The organism is Phycicoccus sp. Root101 (genome assembly GCF_001426245.1).
Lineage (GTDB): Bacteria > Actinomycetota > Actinomycetes > Actinomycetales > Dermatophilaceae > Pedococcus.
Window position 1 is genome coordinate 417470 of sequence record NZ_LMCM01000010.1, and the last position, 21629, is coordinate 439098.

Here is a 21629-nt window from a genome sequence, read left to right on the forward strand (position 1 = left end):
TGCTTCGCTCTGGCGTCGGTCGCATGGTGCGGGCCTCGGGGAAGGCCGTGTCACCACCGTCCCGCATGTGGATCCCGGCAGCCCTGGGGAGTGGTCGGGACGACCGCTCCCGTGGTCGTCCGAGCGGCTCTAGTCCGTTCGGCCAGACGTGCAGCATCCGAACGTCCCAAGTCGGCTTCCAACCCCGTGTCGTGGCTGTACTCCCGGCCATATGTTGCCGTTCGCCCGAGTTTTCGTTGATGAGGAAAGGTGGCTCAGTGTCCAGACTGCAGTCGGTAGCTGGCCGTGTCCCGCAAGGCTGGTCCTTCGGGCACTGGCCCCTGCGCCGAAAGCTTGCGGCGGCCGTTGCCCTGCCCGTGATCCTGGCCTTCGTGTTCGGTGGCCTGCGCGTCCAGAGCGACGTCAACTCGGCACAGCAGCTCTCGCGGGCGGCCGACACCGTCCTCGTGATCCGCCCCGTCGTCGACTACAACCTGGCCGTGCAGCGCCTCGCCGCCGCGGGCAGCGTCGGTGGCAGCGGGGTCATCTCCGCCATCACGCGCTACGAGTCGGCTGCGGCCGACCTGCGCATCGCGCTGAAGACCCCGGGCATCCCCGAGACGGTCAAGCGCAACGCCCAGAGCGCCCTCTCGCTCGGCCAGGCCGTCCGCAACGCCAAGACCCAGAACGGGTTCTCCGACGTCGTCATCGACCGGTCCGGCAACATCGCGACCCTGCTGTCGACCGCCGTGTCCGACCTGGGGCTCTCCGACGACTCGGCCTCGGCCAAGATCGTCGTCGGCCTTCAGGACACCATCGCCGCCCAGCGCGCGATGACGGGCCAGCAGCTCAACCTCTCCAACGCCGACGACGGCGCTGCCTCGCTGCGCGCCATCGGCCAGGTCGGCGCCGAGACGGCCGCCCTCACGCGTCTGCAGTCGGAGGCCGTCGGCGACACCAGCCAGATCCGTCAGCTGCTCAACGAGAACGGCCGCCGCGGGTACACCCTCCAGCAGGAGGCACCCGAGAAGCAGCAGATCGCCGACCTGGGCACCGTGATCGAGTCCAGCAACGCCGGGTACACCAAGCTCCTCGACACCCAGCTCGTCGCGCTCGAGGCCAACCTGCGTGACCGTGCCGCCACCTTCCGCGACACCGCCATCCTCAACGCCGCGCTCGTCGCCGTCGCCCTGCTGGCCGCCCTGGTGATCGTGCTCGCGCTGCTGCGCTCGCTGCTCGTCCCGATCCGTGCGGTCCGTCAGGGCGCCCTCGACGTCGCCCAGAAGCGCCTCCCCGAGGCCGTTGCCGCGATGCGTGACGGCACCGAACCGCCGGCCTTCGTCGCGATCCCGGTCCACACCCGTGAGGAGATGGGCCAGCTGGCCCGCGCGGTGGACGACCTCCACAGCCAGGCGCTCACCCTCGCCGGGGACCAGGCCCGCCTGCGTGTCCAGGTCGGGCACATGTTCGAGACGCTCTCCCGTCGAAGCACCTCGCTCATCGACCAGCAGCTGTCCCTCATCGAGCGCCTCGAGAGCGACGAGGAGGACCCCAAGCGGCTCCAGAGCCTCTTCCGCCTCGACCACCTCGCCGCCCGCATGCGCCGCAACAGCGACTCGCTGCTCGTGCTCGCCGGCACCTCGACGCGACGCGGCTTCTCGGGTGCGGTCTCCGTCTCCGACGCCGTGCGTGCCGCGGTGTCCGAGGTCGAGAACTACGAGCGCATCGACATCGGTGACACCTCGAACGACCAGGTCCTCGGCGCCGTCGGCTCCGACCTCATCCACCTGGTCGCCGAGGTCGTCGACAACGCCCTGGCCTACTCGCCGCCCACCACCCGCGTGGACATCCGTGGTGCCCGCACCCCGGAGGGTGGCCTCCTCGTCGAGGTCAGCGACAAGGGCCTCGGTATGCCGCCCAAGGAGCTCGCCGCGCTCAACGACCGGCTGGCCCACGGTGGCGACATCACGCCGGACACCGCACGCCGCATGGGTCTGTTCGTGGTGGGCAGCCTGGCCAAGCGGCACGGCATCGCCGTCCGCCTGCGCCGCAACGGCGACGAGAAGCCCGGCATCACCGTCTCGGTCCACCTGCCTGCCGGCCTCCTGGCCGACACCGCGGGCCGAGCCGACCGCCCCGCTCGCCCGACCCTGGCCGCTGCTGCGGCAGCTGCCCCCGTGGCTCCGACCGCGCCTGCCGTCCCCGCCGTCGGTGGGACCACGAAGGCCGGCCTCCCCACCCGCGTCAAGGGCGCCAGCGGGGCCCCCAGCCCGGTCACGGACGCGGCCAAGAAGGTCCTGCCGACCCGCACCCCCGGTGCGCACGGCCCGACCACCGCGGACGCCATCACGGCCGTCCCGATCAAGCCCGTCATCGAGGGTGCTGCCGCGGCCGACGTCAAGGCCGGCGCCAACGGCCACGGCACCAACGGCGACAAGCCCGCGGTGAACGGGACGAACGGCCACGCCACCAACGGCACCCAGACCGACGCCCAGGCCGCCGAGGCCAAGGCTGCGGACGACGCCAAGGCCGCTGAGGCTGCCAAGGTCGCCGAGGCCAAGGCCGCCGACGACGCGAAGATCGCTGAGGCTGCGAAGGCCGCCGAGGCCAAGGCCGCCGACGACGCCAAGGCCGCCGAGGCTGCCAAGGTCGCCGCCGAGGCCAAGGCTGCGGACGACGCCAGGGCTGCGGAGGACGCCAAGGCCGCCGAGGCTGCCAAGGTCGCCGCCGAGGCGAAGGCTGCGGAGGAGGCGAAGGCCGCCGAGGCTGCCAAGGTCACCGAGGCCCCGCGTTCGGCCGCCGGCCTCCCGGTCCGCAAGCCGCGCGCCACCGGCATCACCGAGTACCGCGAGTTCGCCGACGCGCCGTCCGAGCCTGCTGCCGAGGCATCCGACAAGGGTGGCGACAAGGGCAAGAGCGGTCGCCGCACGAGCTGGTTCGGGGGCCGCAAGGCCGCCGAGGCTGCTCGCCTCGAGGCCGAGGCAGCCGCCGAGCCGCACCGGATGCCCTCCAACCTCTCGGCGTGGCTCGAGCACCGCAACGCGGTGACCGAGGCGCGTGCGAAGGCGGAGAACGGTGAGGGCGAGGTCGCTGAGCAGGCGACCGAGGCCGCGCCGCAGACCACCGAGCTGACCGTCCCGGACGCCTGGGTGGCCGAGGCCGAGCAGGCGCCGGTCGACCGTGCAGCCGAGCCGGTTGCCGCTCCGGAGCCCACCGAGCCGGTGCTGCCGACGCGGGTCCCCGGTGCGAGCGGTTCGACCACGCCGGTCGTGGCCGACCCGGAGCCCACCACCGGTCGTCCGGCGCTGCGCGCCCACAACACCTCGTTCTTCGGCGCCCGCAAGGCTCGCGCCGTCGAGGCTCCCGAGGCCGGCGTCGTCGAGGCGCCCGTCGCGGAGCACCAGGTCGAGGCCGCTCCGGCCGAGGCCACGGTCGAGGCTCCGGTCGAGGCTCCGGTCGACCAGCCGGTCGCCGAGGTGACCGACACCGCATACACCAAGGACACCCAGGTCGACCAGGTCGAGGAGCAGATTGACGTGCAGGCTGACCCCCAGGCCGCGCCCAGCCCGGCAGCCGAGAACACGCCGATCTTCCGCTCCATGATGTCGGGGTGGTTGGCCACGGACGCCGCGGCAGCCACGCCGGAGACGGCCTGGACCGGGACCGAGGGTGACCAGGAGCTGTTCTCGGCCGAGGCCGAGCAGGCTCCCCGCCAGGAGTCGTCCGCCGGTCTGCCCATGCGGCGCCCCGGCACCACCATGAACTCCGGCGCAGCCGACTCGCCGGCCGAGGAGCCCGTCGCCCCCGCGACGTCGCGCCGAGACCCCGAGGCGATTCGCCGCAGCCTGAACCGCCACAAGAACGGTGTGAGCACCGCACGCACCGAGGCACAAGACGGAACCCACCGAGAGGAAGCCGATGTTCACCACTGACGCCATGGCCCAGCCCAAGGGCGAGTACGACTGGCTCGTGGCCAAGTTCGCGACCGAGACCCCTGGCGTGTCCCACGCCATCCTGGTCTCTGCCGACGGACTGCCCATGGCCTCCAGCGAGCAGCTGCCCGAGGACCGCGCCGAGCAGATGGCGGCGGTGGCCTCCGGTATGGCGAGCCTCGCCTCCGGTGCGGCTCGGCTCTTCCAGGGTGGCACGGTCCTTCAGTCCGTGATCGAGATGGAGCTCGGCTTCCTGCTGCTCATGAGCGTCGGCGACGGTTCGCACCTCGCCGCTCTCACGAGCACGGAGTCGGACATCGGTCAGGTTGGCTACGAGATGGCGGTGCTGGTTGACCGCGTCGGCAAGATGATCGACGCGGCTGCCCGGGCGCCGATGTCGGGGTAAGCGCCATGGCGCCTGACCCACGCGAGGAGCAGTCCGGACCGAGGTTGGTCCGGCCCTACGCGCTGACGTCCGGACGCACCGAGTCCGTGGTGGACCTGCCCATCGAAGCCACGCTCGAGGTGCTCCCGTCCGGACGCAACGCGACCTGGCCCGAGGGACACATGTCGGGTCGCATCATCGAGCTCTGCGCCACCTCGCAGTCGGTGGCCGAGATCTCCGCCAAGCTGCACGTCCCTCTCGGGGTCGCGCGAGTGCTCATCGGGGACCTGATCTCCGCGGGGCACCTGAAGACCCGCAAGACCATCTCCGAAAACACGACGACCGACGAACGACGTGAACTCATCGAAAGGACACTCAGTGGACTACGCGCCCTCTAACCGCAACAGCGCATCGACCAAGATCGTCGTGGCTGGCGGGTTCGGCGTCGGCAAGACCACCTTCGTTGGTGCCGTCTCCGAGATCGACCCGCTGCGCACGGAGGCCCTGGTCACGCAGGAGTCCGCCGGCCAGGATGACATCTCCAAGGTGCAGCAGAAGCACACCACCACGGTGGCGATGGACTTCGGCCGCATCACCCTCGCCCAGAACCTCGTCCTCTACCTGTTCGGCACGCCCGGCCAGCGACGCTTCTGGTTCATGTGGGACGACCTGGTCATCGGTGCCATCGGTGCCGTGGTCCTGGTCGACACCCGCCGGCTCGACGACAGCTTCGCCGCCGTCGACTACTTCGAGGCCAAGGGGCTGCCCTTCATCGTCGCGCTGAACCAGTTCGACGGCTCGGGCGAGTTCGGTCCGGACGAGATCCGTGAGGCCCTTGCCATCTCGGACCACATCCCCGTCATCGAGGTGGACGCCCGTGACCGGGAGTCCGCCAAGCACGCCCTCGTGCGGGTCACGGAGTTCGCCCTCACCCAGCTCAGCCGGGTGCCCGCCACGACCTGACGCCGCGAACCAGGGCACCAGGCCGAAACAGGCCGACACCGCCCGACAACAGGAGCCCGACGACCCGCAGGGGTCGGCGGGCTCCTGTCGTCTGGTGGCATCATGCGCGGCATGACCAGTTCCGCGAGCACCCCGACCACCGCTGCGTACGGCTCCTGGACCTCTCCCGTGAGCGCAGCGAGCCTCGCGGGCGACCGGGTCGCGCTGGACCAGCCCTCGATCGACACCGGACACGTCCACTGGCTCGAGGGGCGCGGCAGCGAGGGTGGCAGGGTGGTGCTGGTCCGCGACGGTGTCGACCTCACCCCGCCGCCGTTCAACGTGCGGTCACGGGTCCACGAGTACGGAGGCGGCGCCTACACCGTCGCTGGCGACCTGGTCGCGTTCGTCGACTTCGCCGACCAGCGGGTGCGGGTCCTCACGGTCGGCGCCGGCGAGGAGCCGCGCGCCATCACGCCGGAGAGCGACAGCCGGCTGCGCTATGCCGACCTGCGACTCGACGAAGGTCGGCGACACCTGTACTGCGTGCGCGAGGACCACCGAGGTGACGGTGAGGCCGTCGCCGCGATCGTCCGCCTCGAGGTCGACGGTGACAACGCCGACGGCGGGACGGTGCTCGTGCAGGGCGCGGACTTCCTCTCGGCGCCGCGCCTCAGCCCGGACGGCGGCCGGCTCGCCTGGCTGCAGTGGAACCACCCCAACATGCCCTGGGACTCCACCGAGCTGTGGGTCGCCGATGTCACCGACTCGGGGACCACGGGAGCGAAGCGCGTGACCGGGGGCCAGGACGTCGCGGTCACCGAACCGCGCTGGTCGCAGGACGGCGACCTGCTCCACCTCAGCGACGAGTCCGGCTGGTCCAACCTCGCGGCGGCCCGGACCGACGGCACCGTCGTCGCGCTGACCGCGGCCGAGGTCGAGCTGGGGTGGCCGCAGTGGGTCTTCGACCGCCCCTCCTTCGGCACCACCGACGACGGCACCATCGTCTGCAGCTGGTTCGACGAGGGGAACGGCCACCTCGGGACCGTCGTCGACGGCGTGGTCACCGCCCTCGACCTCGAGGGCGTGGCCTTCGACCACGTCCGGGTCGAGGGGCGCACCGTGGTGGCCCTGGTCGACCGGAGCGATCGCTCGCGCGCGGTGGTCACCGTCGACCTTGACCGGGGCGTGGTCGAGGTGGTCCGCGAGGAGTCGGCGTTCGAGCTGCCGGCCGGGATGCTGTCCACGCCGGAGCTGGTCTCCTGGACCAACTCGGCCGGCCTGACGGTCCATGGCGCGTTCCACCCACCGGCCAGTGCAGGGTTCCGGGCCCCGGACGGTGAGCTGCCGCCCCTCGTCGTCCGGCTGCACGGTGGCCCGACCTCCATGACGGTCCCCGCCTTCAGCCTCGACACCGCCTACTGGACCAGCCGTGGCCTGGCCGTCCTCGACGTCAACTACGGCGGGAGCACCGGCTTCGGTCGCGCCTACCGTGAGCGGCTCCTGGGGCAGTGGGGCGTCGTCGACGTGGACGACTGCGCGACCGGGGCGCGGGCCATGGCGGAGCAGGGTCGGGTCGACGGGGACCGGCTGGCCATCCGCGGTGGCAGCGCCGGCGGCTTCACCACGCTCGCCGCCCTGACCGGCACCGACGTCTTCGCCGTGGGCGCGAGCTACTTCGGGGTCGGCGACCTCGAGGCCCTCGCGCGGGACACCCACAAGTTCGAGTCCCGCTACCTCGACAGGATGGTCGCGCCCTATCCCGAGGGCCGTGACGTCTACCGCGAACGCTCGCCGTTGCACCACCTGGAGTCGCTCAGCGCGCCGATGATCCTGTTGCAGGGACTCGATGACCGCGTCGTCCCGCCCAACCAGGCCACGGAGATGGCCCAGGCCGTCCGTGCCAAGGGACTGCCCGTCGCCCACCTCGAGTTCGCCGGGGAGGGGCACGGGTTCCGCAAGGCGGAGACCATCGTCCGGGCCCGGGAGGCCGAGGCCTACTTCTACGCGCGCATCTTCGGCTACGAGCTGGCCGACGACGTCGAGCCGGTGGAGATCGACAACGGGTGAGCCGCGCCCTGGCGGGTGGCCAGGACCGCGGCGACCCGCTCGAGGTCGTCCGGGCCCTCGAGGTCCGGCAGGGCGAGGAACACCGTCGCCACCCCGAGGTCCGCGAGCTCGCGGAACCGGCGCGCGTGCGTCGCAGCCTCACCGGCGTGGTGCCTGCGGGCGAACGACGCGGCTGCGGTCCGACCCCGCAACCGCTCGACCCGCCGCCACGTGTCGTCCCGGTCGCGGCCGAGGACGGGGACGTCGAGGACGGTGATCGCGACCTCCGCCGGGTCGCGGCCCACCTCGTCGCAGTGCCGGCGGAGCACGGAGACCTTGTGCCGCAACGTCTCCAGGTCGCTCGGAAGGTTGCAGGCATCGCCAAGACGCGCCGCGATGCGCAGGGTGCGCACCTCCCCGGAGCCACCCACGATGACCTGTGGTCGCCCCACCGGCCGCGGGTATGCCGTCGTCTCGGGCAACGTCACCCGCTCGCCTGTGTAGGGCTTGGTGCCGGTGCCCCAGAGCGCCCGCATCGTCTCGATCGACGACTCGAGGAGGTCCAGCCGCTCGCCCGCAGAGGGGAAGGGCAGCCCGAACCCACGGTGCTCTCGCTCCCACCAGCCGGCTCCGACACCGACGAAGGCGCGTCCGCCGGACAGCACGTCCAGGGTGGCGACGGCCTTCGCGGTGATCCCGGCGGGGCGGAAGGTGACGGGGGAGACGAGGGTTCCCAGACGGAGTTCGGTGTCGAGACCGGCGAGCAGCCCGAGGGTCACCCAGGGCTCGGGGATGGGCTCCCACGCGCGGTCGACCTGCGGGATCTGGATGAGGTGGTCCATCAGGGCGATGCCTCCGCAGCCGGCCTCCGCCGCCGCGAGCGCCACCGACCGCAGCCATCCGGCCGGCTCGCTGCCCCACGGGAAGCGCGAGACCTGGAGGATGACCTCCGGCAGCCCGTCGTCGGACGCCGCCACCGCGGGTGGCCGCCCGGTCTGCGCCAGGGGAGCGGGGGTCGCGCGATCCCCGTCCTCGTCGGAGACCACCAGGACGCCGTCCCAGCCTTCTTCGGCCAGCGCCACCCGGGCACCCGGCACGGCGGCGAGCTGCTGGGCGAGGACCCGGCTCGGGACGGGCAGGTCGCGCTGGGAGTTGCGCCGGCGGCATACGGGTGCCGGGGTCTCGAAAAGCACTGCGACACAGGGGATTCCCGCGGACCTCCCCAGGGAGAGGTACTGCGCACGGCGCGCCGGGTCGAGGCCCAGCGTGTCCACGACGACGGTGAGTCGGCGTCCGGACCTCGCGGCAACCACCTGGTCGAGCAGCGAGAACGCGTCCTCGGAGGCGTCCAGGTCGTGCTCACCGCTGCCGACGACCGCCCGCAGGGCGTCGGAGGACACGACCTCGGCGGCACGGAAGTGCCGCGCGGCCCAGGTGGACTTCCCACTGCCACTGGGACCGACGAGCACGACCAGCGACGGGTCGGGCAGCGGGAGCGAGGGGCCGCTCAGCTCTCGGCCCTCGGTGCGTGGCTGACGAGGCCGACGAGGTTGCCCTCGCTGTCGCGCACGAACGCCATCCACTCGTCGGTGCCGGCCGGGCCCAGGGTGTCGTCGGTGTGGCTGAAGATGACGTGGGGTTCCGACTCGACCGTCACACCGGCGCTGCGCAGCTCGCCGACACGGACGCGGACGTCGTCCACGCGCAGGTACAGCAGCGCGCTGGGCGCGCCACGGTCGAGCAGCAGGCGGGTGCCGTCGCCCAGGGCGAAGAACAGCAGCCCCGGCGGGTCGAACCTGGCCAGCGGCGGTGCCCCGAGCAGGAGCTCGTAGAAGGCCGACGCGCGGTCGAGGTCTTCGGCGTGCTGCGCCACCTGGACCAGACCCATGACGACCACCTCCTGCTCGTAGGCTAGCGCCGCCCGAACCGGCCGCAGGCCGGGTCGCCCGACCCCAGGACCGTCACGCATGAGCAGCCGTGCCCCCCAGCCGACCCTCGTCGAGCTCGCCGAGGCGGACCGCCACCGACCGCGATTCCACTTCGTCTCGCCGGCCGGCTGGCTCAACGACCCCAACGGCCTGACCCAGTGGGACGGGACCTACCACCTCTTCTACCAGTACAACCCGACGTCAGCGCTGCACAGCCGGATCCACTGGGGCCATGCGACGAGCACCGACCTCGTCACCTGGGCCGACCAGCCGATCGCCCTGGTGCCGGGCGACGAGGGTCCCGACCGGGACGGGTGCTGGTCAGGGGTGCTCGTCGACGACGACGGCACTCCCACGGTCGTCTACTCCGGTCGCCACGACGAGCGCGAGCTTCCCTGCGTCGCAACGGGTTCGGCCGACCTGAACACGTGGATCAAGGACCCCGGCAACCCGGTGATCGCCGACTACCCCGACGGGCTCGACCTGACGGCCTACCGCGACCACTGCGTCTGGCGCGAGGACGGTCGGTGGCGCCACCTCGTCGGTTCCGGGATCGCGGGACAGGGCGGTACCGCCCTGCTCTACGAGTCCACCGACCTGCGGCACTGGGACTACGTCGGCCCCCTCCTCACCGGGGACGCGTCCACGGGCACCGTCGACGCCGGCGACTGGACGGGCACGATGTGGGAGTGCGTCGACCTGTTCCGCCCGCCGGCGGCGAGCGAGGGGGACGGGGCACGGAAGCCGGATCCCGTTGACGTGCTGGTGTTCTCGGCCTGGGACGCAGGGGTGACCCACTACCCCCTCTACTGGAGCGGGCGCTATCGCGGCGACACGTTCGAGCCGGACCGGCTGCACCGCCTCGACCTCGGGGGGCGGTACTTCTACGCCCCCCAGAGCTTCAGGGACGAGAGCGGCCGGCGGGTGCTGTTCGGCTGGCTGCAGGAGGGCCGCGACGACGAGGCGATGGTCGCCCACGGCTGGTCCGGCGTCATGTCGCTGCCTCGCGTCGTCACCCTCGGTCCGGACGGCGCCCTCGCCCAGGCGCCGGCGCCGGAGGTGGCCACCCTGCGCACCGACGAGCAGCGGCGCGCCGCCCAGGAGCTCGGCCCGGTGCCGCTCGGCCTGGGGGAGGGGGACCAGCGCGACCTGGAGCTCGTCATGGTCCTGGAACCCGGGGCGAGCGCCGTCCTCGTGCTGGCCTCGACCGGGGACGGCGAAGAGGCCACCGTGCTGCGCGTCAGGCGCGACGTCGGCCCGGGGCCCGGTGGGACGGTCGCGCTGGACCGGTCCCGCTCCAGCCTCGACGACTCCGTGGACCGCACGCCCCGCTCGGGTGAGGTGCCGATCGGCGCCGACGGACGGGTGGACCTCCGGGTGCTGGTCGACCACTCGGCCCTGGAGGTGTTCGTCAACGGTCGTGCCCTGACGGCCCGGGTCTACCCGACCCGTGAGGACGCGACCCGCGCGACGGTGGCCGCCGAGACGGGTGCCGTGGAGCTGCTGGCCGCCACGAGCTGGGCCATGCGCGGCACGTGGGACGGCCCGCGGCCCCTCTACCCCTGAGGCGTCGGGCGCACCCGGTCCAGGACGGCGGCAGCCACGTCACCGGGGTGCGTCTCCGGCAGCCAGTGGCCGGCCTCGAGCTCGACGAACCGGTAGTCGGCCCCCACCCACAGCGCGGTGCGCTCCGCGGCGGCGCGTCCGAGCGCCGGGTCGCGACGGCCCCAGAGGTAGGTCGTCGGCACCTGGATCGGCCCGGGCGCCGGGCGGGAGGGACGTCGGCGGGCGAGGGCCGACGGGCGGGGGCGCAGCGCCCGGTACCAGGCCAGACCGCCACGCGCGGCGCCCGGCTCACGGAAGCGGGCGACATACCTCGTGACGTGCTCGGCGGGGAGGCCGCTGCGCCGGAGCACGTCGGGGAGGCGGCGGCGCAGCACCGCCTCGGGGAGGAGGGGGAGCTGGAAGGCGAGCATGTACCAGCTCTTGCGCGCCTGGCCGCCGTGGCGCAGGGCCCAGGCCATCGCGCGGTGGTGGGGGGTCGAGACGACGGTGAGACCGGTCAGCCGCTCCGGGTGCCGCTCCGCGAACGCCCACGCGACCGCCCCTCCCCAGTCGTGCCCGACGAGGTGCACGCGGTCGGCGCCGCTGGCGTCGACGAGGGCGAGGACGTCCGCGACCAGCTGCGACATCCGGTATGCCGCCACGGCACGGGGGCGGGCCCCGGGCGAGTAGCCGCGCTGGTCGGGTGCCAGGACGCGCAGTCCCGCCGTGGCGAGCCGGTCGGCCACCGCGTCCCACGCGGACCGGTCCTGCGGCCAGCCGTGCAGCAGCACGACGACCTCTCCGTCGGACGGACCGGTGTCGGTGACGTCGAAGACCAGGCCGTCCCTGCGCAGCTGTTCCACGCGGCGAACCTACGCTTCCACGCCGGCGCTCGTCCGGCCGGTGGTCCGGCGCGAGGCCGGGACGGGGGCTGCGCGAGAATGAGGCACGTGACCAGCCGCCCCGCCTCGTTCGAGCTCGGTGGTCGCCGGGCCTGGGTCGTCTACGGCGCCTCGGTCTCGATCTACGTGCTGGCCGTCTTCCACCGCAGCTCGCTCGGCGTCGCCGGGCTGATCGCCACCGAGCGGTTCCACATCGCCGCGACCCAGCTGTCGGTGTTCACGATGGTGCAGCTGCTCGTCTACGCCGCGATGCAGATCCCGGTGGGTGCCCTGCTCGACCGGTTCGGGTCCAAGCGGCTGCTGCTGTCCGGCGTCACGCTGATGACGTTGGCGCAGCTGGGGTTCGCGTTCGCCGACTCGTTCGCCGCCGGTCTCGTGGCCCGGGTGTTCGTCGGGGTCGGCGACGCCATGATCTTCATCCCGTTGCTGCGGATCGTCGCGCTGTGGTTCCCGCCCCTGCGCATCCCGATGGTCACCCAGCTCACCGGGCTGCTGGGCCAGGTGGGCGCCCTGGTCGCTGCCACGCCCCTGGTCCACGCACTCCACGCCTACGGGTGGACGCCGTCCTACGCGACCGCCGGACTCGTCGGGGTCGTCCTCGGCCTGCTGGTCCTCGTCGTCGTCCGTGACTCCCCGAACCCCGACCACGAGCTCGACGAGATCAAGGTGAGGGCCATCGCCAGGGCCGTGCGCGCCGCCTGGCGCACCCCGGGCACCCGGCTCGGGCTCTGGTCGCACTTCTCCGCGCAGTTCGGTGCCACGGTCTTCGCCCTGCTCTGGGGCTACCCGTTCCTCGTCGCCGGTCAGGGCCTCTCGCCGTCGACCGCAGGCACCCTGCTCATGCTCATGACCATCACCACGGTCGTGACCAGCCCGATCATCGGCGGCTTCGTCACGAGGTACCCGTTCTCGCGGTCGACCCTGATCCTTGCGATCGTGGCCGCGATCATGACGGTGTGGGCGGTCGTGCTCCTGTGGCCGGGCCGCGCACCCCTGCCCGTGCTGGTGGTCCTCGTCGTCGTCACCGCCGTCGGGGGCCCCGGCTCCATGGTCGGCTTCGACCTGGCCAGGACGTTCAACCCGCCCACCCGGCTAGGTAGCGCGACCGGCATCGTCAACGTCGGGGGGTTCCTCGCGTCGTTGTCCACGGTGACGCTCATCGGGATCGTCCTCGACCGGGTCGCCCCGGGAGGTCCCAGCACCTACGACGTCGACTCGTTCCGGGCCGCGATGTCCGTGCAGTACCTCGTCTGGGGACTCGGGGTGGCCCAGATCCTGCGCTACCGGCGCAAGGTCCGCCGGGAGCTCAAGGCGAACGACCCGGCGGCCTACGACGCGCTGCGCGCCGGGGAACCCCTCACCCCCTGACGGCTCCGGGCAGGTCCGATTCGCGGGGGTATGGGTGTCGGGAGAACAGCCGATTCCCGGCTCCCGGACGACGTGATCCACCGCCGGGAGGGCCTCTCACCTGCACAAACGCCGATTTCGTGACCGATTCGTGACCAAAATTGGACACCTGATCGAAGCGGCCCGCCTGCCTGCTGAAAAACATGGGTGTAACTCGTCGCCCGACGGGCAGATCTGCGGCCGGCAGGGCCCTGGAGGCGTGGTAGCGGTGTGACTCGAGGGGTTCGAGTGAAATCCAGCCCTAGTCTGCTCCGGCTGCCACTTTCCCCGGCACCACCAGCCCCACCCGCACCCCCCCGGAACCATCCCCGGTCCACCCCGAACCACCCCGGTCCGTCCCGCGTCCCCGTCCGAGAGGCATCCCCCCGTGCCAGGTACCTTCGTCGCTCGCCGCGCGCTGCGCGCAGGCTCGGCGCTGTCCCTCGTCGGTCTGCTGACCCTCGCGACGACGCTGTCGGCCACGGCCGACCCCAACCCCGTGTACCCGTCCAAGGCGCAGGTCGACCGCGCCAAGGCCGCGGTGACCGGCACGGCCGGCCAAATCTCCACCCTCGACGCGCAGTACGCCTCCGCCAGCGCCCAGCTCAGCCAGGTCCAGGACTCGGCTGCTGCGGCCGCCGAGGAGTTCAACGGCGCCCGCGTCGCACTGGAGCAGCGGGCTGCCGAGTCCGCCGCGGCGCAGAAGCGTGCCGCCGCCGCACAGAAGATCGCCGACTCGGCCAGTCTCGAGGTGCGTCGCTACGCGGCCAACGTCTACCAGCAGGGCGGCAGCTTCGGGGAGCTCGAGGCCTACCTCGACAGCAAGGGTCCGCAGGAGCTGATCGACAAGGCCTCCGCACTCGAGGCCGTCGGTGACGCGCGGACCCGGTCGCTGCAGCGCGCCGACGCCACCTCGATCGTCGCGAGGACGATGCGCCGTCAGGCCGCCGAGGCGCAGGCCGCCCAGGCGAAGGCGGCCCAGGCCGCCGAGGCAGCCCGCAACGCGGCCCAGTCCCGCGCCGACGAGGCCCAGGCCGCAGCGGCCCGGATCCAGCAGCAGCAGGCCACGCTGGTGACGCAGCTCGCTTCGCTGCGCAAGACGTCGGTCGACCTCGAGCGCCAGCGCCAGGACGGCCTGGCTGCCGCCGCGGTGGCCCGTGCCGCCGCCGCCGAGGCGGCCAAGCAGGCCCAGCTCGCGCAGGAGCGCGCCCGGACCGCCCGTGACGCCGCGGCCAAGAGGGCGGCCCAGCAGGCCGCCGCCCGCGCCGAGGCCGAGGCCGCCCGTCAGCGCGCCGCCGCCATCGCTGCGGAGAAGGCGGCCAAGGCTGCGAAGAACAACCGCCCCCAGCCGTCCCGTCCGAAGCCGCCGGCACCCAAGCCGGCCGACCCGACCCCTGCCCCGCCGCCCCCGAGCAGCGGTGGCGTGTCCGCGGTCATCGCCTACGCCCAGGCCCAGCTCGGCAAGCCCTACCAGTGGGGTGCCACGGGGCCGGACTCCTTCGACTGCTCCGGTCTGACGATGCGCGCCTGGCAGCAGGCCGGGGTCAACCTCTCCCACTACACCGGCGCCCAGTGGAGCGAGACCTCGCGCGTCGCCATCAGCGACCTGCGACCCGGCGACCTGGTCTTCTACGGCAGCTCGGGCGAGACCAGCCACCACATGGGCCTGTACGTCGGCGACGGCCAGATGATCGAGGCGCCGCACACCGGTGCGAACGTCCGCTACGCCTCCATCTACCGCAGCGACCTGCTCCCGTACGGCGGCCGTCCCTGACGACGAAGTGGCCCCGGCTGTCAGCCGGGGCCACTCCAGGGACTGACTTCAGGCCGCGGTGACCGTCGCGTCGGTGACGAGGGCTCCACCGGTCCGGACCGCCTTGGGCTTGCTGCTCCAGTTGCCGCCCATGCCCAGGACGGTCGAAACGTAGGCCTGACCGCCTGACACCGCGACGACCGGGACCGACTCGGCCGTCGCCGTCGCGCGGTTGGTCCAGGTGTTGGTGAAGACGGCGGTGCCGCCCTGGACCATGATCAGGCCGGTGTCCGACTGGTCGGTGAAGTCCGACGGGCGCGCCATGCCGAAGTTCAGCTTGGTGTTCGTGAACGACGCACCGCCGCCCTTGACCACGATGAGGGCGCCCATGGCGGGGTCGTTGGCGTTCTGGCCCTCGATCACGCAGTCGGAGAAGTCGAGACCACCCTGCTGTGATGCCGGCCCCTCGACGAGGATGGCGCGCGAGCCCCCGCGGGCGGTCAGGTAGAGGTTCCGCACGCTCGTCTTCGAGACGTTCGAGAAGCGCATGAGGTACTTGCCGCCGTTGGCTCCGGCCCACCCGTAGTTCATCGAGGAGGGGCCGAACCAGTTGTCGGAACCGCGCAACGAGAACTGGGTGTCCTGCACGCCGACGAGCGTCCAGTCACCTGCCCAGGTGTTGAGGGTTGCGGCGAACGGGTCGGCCGGGGTGCCGAGGACGTGCTTGAACCCGAGGAAGGTGAGGGTGTCGAGCCGGGTGGCGTAGGACGTTCCTGCGCTGTAGGGGTGGTGGTAGAACTGCGTCACGCCGTTGGAGGACTTGAAGCAGATCCCCGAGACCGTGATGTCGTAGGTGGTCGCGGTCCCCACGAGCCACGAGCTGGCGCCGTTGCCGCAGTTGAGGGTGACGGTGCACTGAGGGAGCGCCCCGCTGGTACCGCTGATCTCGGGGTTCTGCCACCCGGTGTTGGGCCCCAGGATCCGCAGGCCGCTGAAGGTCGTGCGGGTCTGGCTGAAGGTGTGGCTCCTCGCCGCGAGCCGGATGGGCAGGCGCGGGCTCGATGCCTTGGCGGCGGCCAGGGCGGCGGTCAGCTTCTGGTCGTCGGTGCCCGCGTAGGAGTCGAGGAGGATCTCGTCGCCGGTCGGGGCAGCCTGGGCGGACGAGCCCCCTGTGAGGGTGAGTCCGGTCGTGACGAGGGCGCCGGCGCCCAGCCCTTTCAGGACGGTTCTGCGAGTGGACATGGTTGTCTCCTTCGTGCCGCGAGGGTGTCGTGGCAGGGATCGGCGTGCCAGGGGCACCGGGGGTCGTCATCCGGACGTGCTGGTCCGTGATGGAGAAGGTGAGCGGTCCCGGCGAGGGGGAGGTTTCGGGACCGCTCACCGCGTTGCCCGGTTGGCCCTGCCCAGGCCCAGGCAACTGGGTTTGCGGCTTCGTCCGAGATCGCTCCCCGACTAGGCCACAACCCTCGGATGCCTGTAGGCGCGGGCCTGGAGATCCGGGCCCCCGTCTGCAGCTGCACGCGCTACTTGGTCTCGTTCGCGCCACGTGCAGTTCATCCATGACCATGGAAGCCCGTCCGCGCCCCTTGTCCCTAGCCGCGCCGCGTCGTGCCCATAGCCGGATCGCGCAGTGTGGAGGTCGCGCCCCGATCGGCGCGTGGAGTAGCCGACACTGGACCCTCGATGCGTGCCTGCGACACAGATCTGTTGTGCGCCAAGGTGATTCGCGACCGACCACCGAAGAAGACCGAACCCCCGTGGCGACAGGACGTCGCCCGGGGGCTCAGGTGTGTGATGTGCGCGCCACAGCGCGCGGGTGCTACTCGGTCGGGGCCTTGGCCTCGGACATCGGCTCGGCACTCACGTCGGGCATGCGCCAGCGGGCGGTGGTCATGCCGGCGGCCCTGGCGCGCTCGATGGCTTCGCGGACGACCTTCTCGGCCTCCTCGCGACCGGCCCAGTGGGCGCCCTCGACGGACTTGCCGGGCTCGAGGTCCTTGTAGGTCTCGAAGAAGTGCTGGATCTCGAGGCGATCGAAGCTGCTGACCTGCTCGAGCTCGGTGATGTGGGCCTGACGCGGGTCGCCGGCGGGCACGCAGAGGATCTTGTCGTCGCCGCCGGCCTCGTCGCGCATGTGGAACATGCCGATGGGGCGGACGCGCACGAGGCAACCGGGGAAGGTGGGCTCCTCGAGGAGCACCAGGGCGTCGAGCGGGTCGCTGTCCTCGCCGAGGCTGTCCTCGACGTAGCCGTAGTCCGCGGGGTAGCGGGTGGAGGTGAACAGGAGGCGGTCCAGACGGATGCGTCCGGTCTCGTGGTCGACCTCGTACTTGTTGCGATGCCCCTGGGGGATCTCGATGGTGACGTCGAACTCCACGACGCTGGTCCCTTCCGTTTGGTGCGCGCGCCTATGACCTAGGCTCGCGGACAAGTGTTCCGTATGACGCAAGTCCAGCGCTGAGGGGGTCGAGTGCGTCGCGTCCTCGCCGCCGTGGTGGCGCTGCTGGTGCTCGTCCTCGGGTATGGCGCGCTGGACGTCTACGACGTCGTCCCCGGGATCCTCACCCGGGATGCTGCCCACTCTCCCACGGCCGGCTCGCCCCCGGCGACGCCGACGGGGTCCGGCGCGACGGGCACGACCACCACGGGGAGCGCGCCCCGTGGCGGCGCGACGGCCTCGCCCACCACGGTGCCCACGGTCGACTCGGCCGCGCAGCCGCTGCAGCCGGCCTCAGCAGGGGCCCCGATCCCCGACCCGGCGGCCCTCGCGGCCGCCCTGAGGTCGGAGGCGTCCGACCCGGCGCTGGGACCGGTGCCGGGGTACCTGGTCCGGGACGCCTTCACCGGACAGGTGCTGCTGCAGAGGTCGCCCGACGTCGCCCGCACCCCCGCCTCGACGCTCAAGCTCCTGACCGCCTTGGCCGTCGGCACGACGCTCGACCCGCACGCGACCCTCCCCACGAAGGTGGTGCAGGGCGCCTCTGCCGACGCCATTGTGCTCGTCGCGGGCGGCGACACGATGCTCGCAAAGGGCAAGGGGAACGTGTCGGCGGTCGAGGGCCGGGCCGGGCTCGGCGACCTGGCCGCCCAGGTCGCGACCGCGCTCCAGGCGTCGGGCACGTCGACGGTCACCCTGCGCCTCGACACCAGCTACGCGCGGGGTGCCCGGTGGGCGCCGACGTGGCTGCAGGCCGACGTCCGGGCCGGCTACACCGGCGGGGTCTCCATGCTCGGTCTCGCGGGCCAGCGCGCCATACCGTTCCGACCGGCGCCGCGGGACCCGGAGGCGGCGACCGCGTCGGCGTTCGTGGCCGCGCTCAGGACCCAGGGCATCACCGCGAAGCTGGCCCCGGAGAGGACCTGGACCACCCCGGTCGCCGCTGGCGCCACCGTCCTCGGCACGGTCGAGTCGGCGCCCATCGGTGACGTCCTCGCCCTCGCCCTCGACGACAGCGACAACGCGCTGACCGAGGGCTTGGCCCGCCAGGCCGCCGTCAAGGCCGGGGGCCGGCCCACGTTCGCGGCTGCGGTCGCCTTCGTGAAGAAGACGGTGTCGGCCAAGGGGGTCGACCTCTCCGGTGCCGTCATCAAGGACACCAGCGGCCTGTCGTCCGGACAGAAGGTGTCGCCGCGGATGCTGTCGGACGTGCTCCAGCTGGGAGCCGACGGTTCGGTCCCGGCGATGCAGGACACCATCGCGCGGCTGCCCGTCGCCGGACTCACGGGCACCCTGGCCCACCGCTTCACCACGACCACCACCCACCCCGCCGCGGGGATAGCCCGGGCCAAGACCGGCACCCTCACGGGGACGAGCACGATGGCCGGCACGGTCATCGACGCCGACGGCCGGGTGCTGTCCTACGTCGTCCAGGCCGACCGCGTCCCGGCCGGCGTCGGAACGCTGGCGGCCCGGGCGGCGTTGGACCGCTTCGTGGCGGCGCTCGCGACCTGCGGGTGCCGCTGACCTACCGTGAGGGGATGACCGTGCCGCTGCAGTCGAGCACCCGCTACGTCGACTGGGAGTTCGCCAAGGCGACCGGCTCCCGGCTCGTCCCCGCCGGGCCCACCGTGACCGCCCGAGAAGCCGCCGACGTCGTGGCCGAGGTCCGTGAGGCCGCCCGGCGGGCGAAGCAACCGGTCGCCGACACGGCCCGGATGCACGCGCCCGGTGACGCCCCGGAGGCGGTGGTCGTCGACCGACCGACCTGGATCGCGCTCAACGCCGACTCGATGTCCGCCCTGATGGACCCGGTCTTCGGCGCCCTCATGGACAAGCAGAAGAAGGTTCCCGGCGACCTGGCCAAGGCCATCGGTGGTCGGGTGACCGGTGCCGAGACCGGCGCCCTGCTCGCGTTCATGGCGGGCAAGGTGCTCGGCCAGTACGACCTGGCTCCCGGCGGCACCCCCCAGCTCATGCTCGTCGCGCCCAACATCGTCCAGGTCGAGCGCGAGCTCGGTGTCGACCCCGCCGACTTCCGGCTCTGGGTCTGCATGCACGAGGAGACCCACCGGGTGCAGTTCACCGCCGTGCCCTGGCTCCGCGACCACCTCGTCGACCGCGTCCGCGCGCTCGCCACGGACCTCGTACCCGACCCCGAGTCGCTCCAGGAGACCCTCCAGCGGGTCAGCCGGCAGCTGCCGGACGCCCTCAGGGCCGGGGGCGCGGGCATCACCGACATCATCGCGACGCCCGAGCAGCGAGCCCGGCTCGCCGAGGTCACGGCAGTCATGTCCCTGCTCGAGGGCCACGCCGACGTCGTCATGGACGAGGTGGGCCCGCAGGTCATCCCGTCCGTCGGGCAGATCCGCACCCAGTTCGACCAGCGTCGCAAGGGCGTCGGCGGGCTCGACCGCATCCTGCGGCGCCTGCTGGGCCTGGAGGCGAAGATGCGCCAGTACCGCGACGGCGCCGTCTTCGTCCGCGAGGTCACCGCCGCGGTCGGCACCGACGGCTTCAACCGGGTGTGGGAGTCCCCGGAGACGCTGCCGCGGGCCGCCGAGATCGAGACGCCGTCCGCGTGGGTCGCGCGCGTCCACGGGTGAACGTCCCCCGCGACCTCGACCCGGGACGCCCGTGACCGGCCCGCACCCCTCGACCGCCGCGGTCCGGCTGGCCGTGCGCCAGGCGCTCGCGGAGTGCGCTCCCGGCGACCTCGTCCTCGTGGCGTGCAGCGGGGGAGCCGACTCCCTGGCCCTGTCCGCGGCCGTCGCCTTCGAGGCGCCCAGGCTCGCCGTCCGCGCCGGCGCCTGCATCGTCGACCACGGGCTGGCCCCCGACTCCGCTGCCGTGGCACGACGGGTGGTTTCCCAGTGCGAGGCACTCGGACTCGCGCCGGTCGGGTCGGTCGTCGTCGAGGTCGGTGCGGGGCGTGACGGGCTCGAGTCCGCGGCGAGGGACGCGCGCTACGGCGCGCTCGACGAGGCTGCGACCCGGCACGGCGCGCGGTTCGTGCTGCTGGGCCACACCCGTGACGACCAGGCCGAGCAGGTGCTACTCGGTCTGACCCGCGGCTCCGGTGCCCGCTCCCTGGCCGGTATGCCGCGGGCCCGGGACCGCTACCGCCGTCCCCTCCTGAGCGTGTCGAGGACGCAGACCCGGGAGTCGTGCACCGCCGAGGGCCTCTCGTGGTGGGACGACCCCATGAACGACGACCCCGCCTTCACCCGGGTCCGGGCCCGCCGCGCCCTGGTCGACCTCGAGCGCGACCTCGGGCCGGGTGTCGCCGCTGCCCTCGCCCGCACCGCCGACCAGCTGCGCGAGGACGCCGACCTGCTCGACGACCTCGCCGACGACGCCGTTGCCGGCCTGGTCCCCTCCGCCCCTGCCGTGGTCGGGGGTGGACACGCCGGGGAGCCCCGGCGGGTCCACGTCGAGGTGACCGCGCTGGTCGCCCTCCCACGAGCCGTCCGGACCCGGGTGTGGCGCCGCCTCGCCATCGCGGCGGGCGCGCCGGCCGGGCAGCTGAGCACGCGGCATACCGATGCGTGCGACGCGCTCGTCACGGACTGGCACGGGCAGGGGCCGGTGAGCCTCCCCGGTCCGCTGGTGGCGACCCGGGCCGGTGGGCGGGTATCCATCGGTCCGCCGCCTCCGGTTGAATAGCCCCGCACCCGACCCCGTCGCCCAGGTGCCCCCGGGCGCCGACCGTCAGACCACCGAGAAACCTGGAGAAGAGCCGTGGACGCTGCCCACATGGGAGCCGATCTGGAGAAGGTCCTCATCACCGAGGAGGAGATCCACGCCCGCCTCGCCGAGCTCGCCACGGAGGTCTGGGCCGAGTACGAGGGCAAGGACCTGCTGCTCGTCGGCGTGCTCAAGGGCGCTGTCATGGTCATGGCCGACCTCTCGCGCGCCCTGCCCGGCACCGCCCCCGTCGACTGGATGGCCGTCTCGTCGTACGGGTCGGGCACCAAGTCCTCCGGCGTGGTGCGGATCCTCAAGGACCTCGACACCGACATCACCGGCAAGCACGTGCTGATCGTCGAGGACATCGTCGACTCGGGCCTGACCCTGTCGTGGATCAAGTCCAACCTCGAGTCCCGCTCGCCGGCCTCGGTCGAGATCTGCACCCTGCTGCGCAAGCCGGACGCCGCGAAGGTCCACATCGACGTCAAGTGGGTCGGCTTCGACATCGCCAACGAGTTCGTCGTGGGGTACGGGCTCGACTACGCGGAGCAGTACCGCAACCTGCGCGTCGTGGGCACCCTGGCGCCGCACGTCTACGCCTAGGGCGGAACCCGTCCGTCCGTGCCTCGGGACGCGCCTGCGGCACGGGACGCGACCGGAACACAAGGTCTGCCCGGGTCGTTGTCCAGCACGAACCACGG

17 protein-coding genes are annotated in these 21629 nt (G+C 72.5%); 12 read left to right on the top strand and 5 right to left on the bottom strand.

All coding sequences use genetic code 11. The annotated features are described in order from the left end of the window. The first annotated feature begins 257 nt into the window (after positions 1 to 257). The 5 genes from ASC58_RS18910 to ASC58_RS18930 all read left to right on the top strand — a co-directional run bounded on the left by ASC58_RS18910 (position 258) and on the right by ASC58_RS18930 (position 7308). The gene (locus tag ASC58_RS18910) at positions 258 to 3911 is read left to right on the top strand and encodes an ATP-binding protein (protein WP_162246879.1); all 3654 of its coding nucleotides are present in this window, start codon (positions 258 to 260) and stop codon (positions 3909 to 3911) included. Between the two features lie 4 nt (positions 3912 to 3915). Continuing rightward, a complete protein-coding gene (locus ASC58_RS18915) occupies positions 3916 to 4317 on the top strand; it encodes a roadblock/LC7 domain-containing protein (protein WP_056917277.1) in 402 nt (133 codons plus the stop codon). A 5-nt stretch (positions 4318 to 4322) separates the two neighbouring features. Beyond that, positions 4323 to 4694 (top strand): DUF742 domain-containing protein, encoded by a 372-nt coding sequence (locus ASC58_RS18920; protein WP_056920369.1) that lies wholly within the window; start codon positions 4323 to 4325, stop codon positions 4692 to 4694. Beyond that, positions 4675 to 5259 (top strand): ATP/GTP-binding protein, encoded by a 585-nt coding sequence (locus ASC58_RS18925; protein ID WP_056915676.1) that lies wholly within the window; start codon positions 4675 to 4677, stop codon positions 5257 to 5259. Before ASC58_RS18920 ends, ASC58_RS18925 begins: the two co-directional genes overlap by 20 nt. A 111-nt stretch (positions 5260 to 5370) precedes the next feature. Then, the gene (locus tag ASC58_RS18930; RefSeq protein ID WP_056920452.1) at positions 5371 to 7308 is read left to right on the top strand and encodes a prolyl oligopeptidase family serine peptidase; all 1938 of its coding nucleotides are present in this window, start codon (positions 5371 to 5373) and stop codon (positions 7306 to 7308) included. Here the strand turns inward: ASC58_RS18930 and ASC58_RS18935 are convergent. Next, positions 7260 to 8756, bottom strand: coding sequence for an LLM class flavin-dependent oxidoreductase (locus ASC58_RS18935; RefSeq protein ID WP_235529321.1), 1497 nt, complete (start codon positions 8754 to 8756; stop codon positions 7260 to 7262). The genes ASC58_RS18930 and ASC58_RS18935 overlap by 49 nt on opposite strands. Before the next feature lie 38 nt (positions 8757 to 8794). After that, positions 8795 to 9175 carry a VOC family protein gene (locus ASC58_RS18940; protein ID WP_056920453.1) on the bottom strand — a complete coding sequence of 127 codons (381 nt, stop codon included), beginning with the start codon at positions 9173 to 9175 and terminating at the stop codon, positions 8795 to 8797. A 79-nt stretch (positions 9176 to 9254) separates the two neighbouring features. Here ASC58_RS18940 and ASC58_RS18945 point away from each other — a divergent pair, with 79 nt between their 5' ends. Continuing rightward, a complete protein-coding gene (locus ASC58_RS18945; protein ID WP_056920370.1) occupies positions 9255 to 10781 on the top strand; it encodes a glycoside hydrolase family 32 protein in 1527 nt (508 codons plus the stop codon). Here ASC58_RS18945 and ASC58_RS18950 read toward each other — a convergent pair. Beyond that, positions 10772 to 11623, bottom strand: a complete 852-nt coding sequence (locus ASC58_RS18950) for an alpha/beta fold hydrolase (RefSeq protein ID WP_056920371.1) — start codon at positions 11621 to 11623, stop codon at positions 10772 to 10774. The two genes, ASC58_RS18945 and ASC58_RS18950, sit on opposite strands and share 10 nt — an antisense overlap. Before the next feature lie 87 nt (positions 11624 to 11710). Here ASC58_RS18950 and ASC58_RS18955 point away from each other — a divergent pair, with 87 nt between their 5' ends. Together ASC58_RS18955 and ASC58_RS18960 are read left to right on the top strand one after the other, a co-directional pair. Beyond that, positions 11711 to 13030, top strand: a complete 1320-nt coding sequence (locus ASC58_RS18955; protein ID WP_235529322.1) for a nitrate/nitrite transporter — start codon at positions 11711 to 11713, stop codon at positions 13028 to 13030. A gap of 406 nt (positions 13031 to 13436) precedes the next feature. Continuing rightward, complete coding sequence (locus tag ASC58_RS18960) at positions 13437 to 14822, top strand: NlpC/P60 family protein (protein ID WP_056920372.1); 1386 nt, start codon at positions 13437 to 13439, stop codon at positions 14820 to 14822. Between the two features lie 48 nt (positions 14823 to 14870). Here the strand turns inward: ASC58_RS18960 and ASC58_RS18965 are convergent, their stop codons facing one another. Together ASC58_RS18965 and ASC58_RS18970 are read right to left on the bottom strand one after the other, a co-directional pair. Beyond that, a complete protein-coding gene (locus ASC58_RS18965) occupies positions 14871 to 16043 on the bottom strand; it encodes a hypothetical protein (protein WP_056920373.1) in 1173 nt (390 codons plus the stop codon). 577 nt (positions 16044 to 16620) lie between these two features. Next, the gene (locus ASC58_RS18970) at positions 16621 to 17178 is read right to left on the bottom strand and encodes an inorganic diphosphatase (protein WP_056915670.1); all 558 of its coding nucleotides are present in this window, start codon (positions 17176 to 17178) and stop codon (positions 16621 to 16623) included. Between the two features lie 93 nt (positions 17179 to 17271). Here ASC58_RS18970 and dacB point away from each other — a divergent pair, with 93 nt between their 5' ends. The 4 genes from dacB (at position 17272) to hpt (ending at position 21531) form a co-directional block, all read left to right on the top strand. Next, a complete protein-coding gene (dacB, locus tag ASC58_RS18975) occupies positions 17272 to 18765 on the top strand; it encodes a D-alanyl-D-alanine carboxypeptidase/D-alanyl-D-alanine-endopeptidase (protein WP_056920374.1) in 1494 nt (497 codons plus the stop codon). A gap of 14 nt (positions 18766 to 18779) precedes the next feature. After that, a complete protein-coding gene (locus tag ASC58_RS18980) occupies positions 18780 to 19844 on the top strand; it encodes a zinc-dependent metalloprotease (RefSeq protein ID WP_056920454.1) in 1065 nt (354 codons plus the stop codon). A gap of 31 nt (positions 19845 to 19875) precedes the next feature. Next, positions 19876 to 20904, top strand: coding sequence for a tRNA lysidine(34) synthetase TilS (gene tilS / locus ASC58_RS18985; RefSeq protein WP_056920375.1), 1029 nt, complete (start codon positions 19876 to 19878; stop codon positions 20902 to 20904). 90 nt (positions 20905 to 20994) lie between these two features. Further along, complete coding sequence (gene hpt, locus ASC58_RS18990) at positions 20995 to 21531, top strand: hypoxanthine phosphoribosyltransferase (protein ID WP_082553477.1); 537 nt, start codon at positions 20995 to 20997, stop codon at positions 21529 to 21531. Positions 21532 to 21629: the final 98 nt, after the last annotated feature.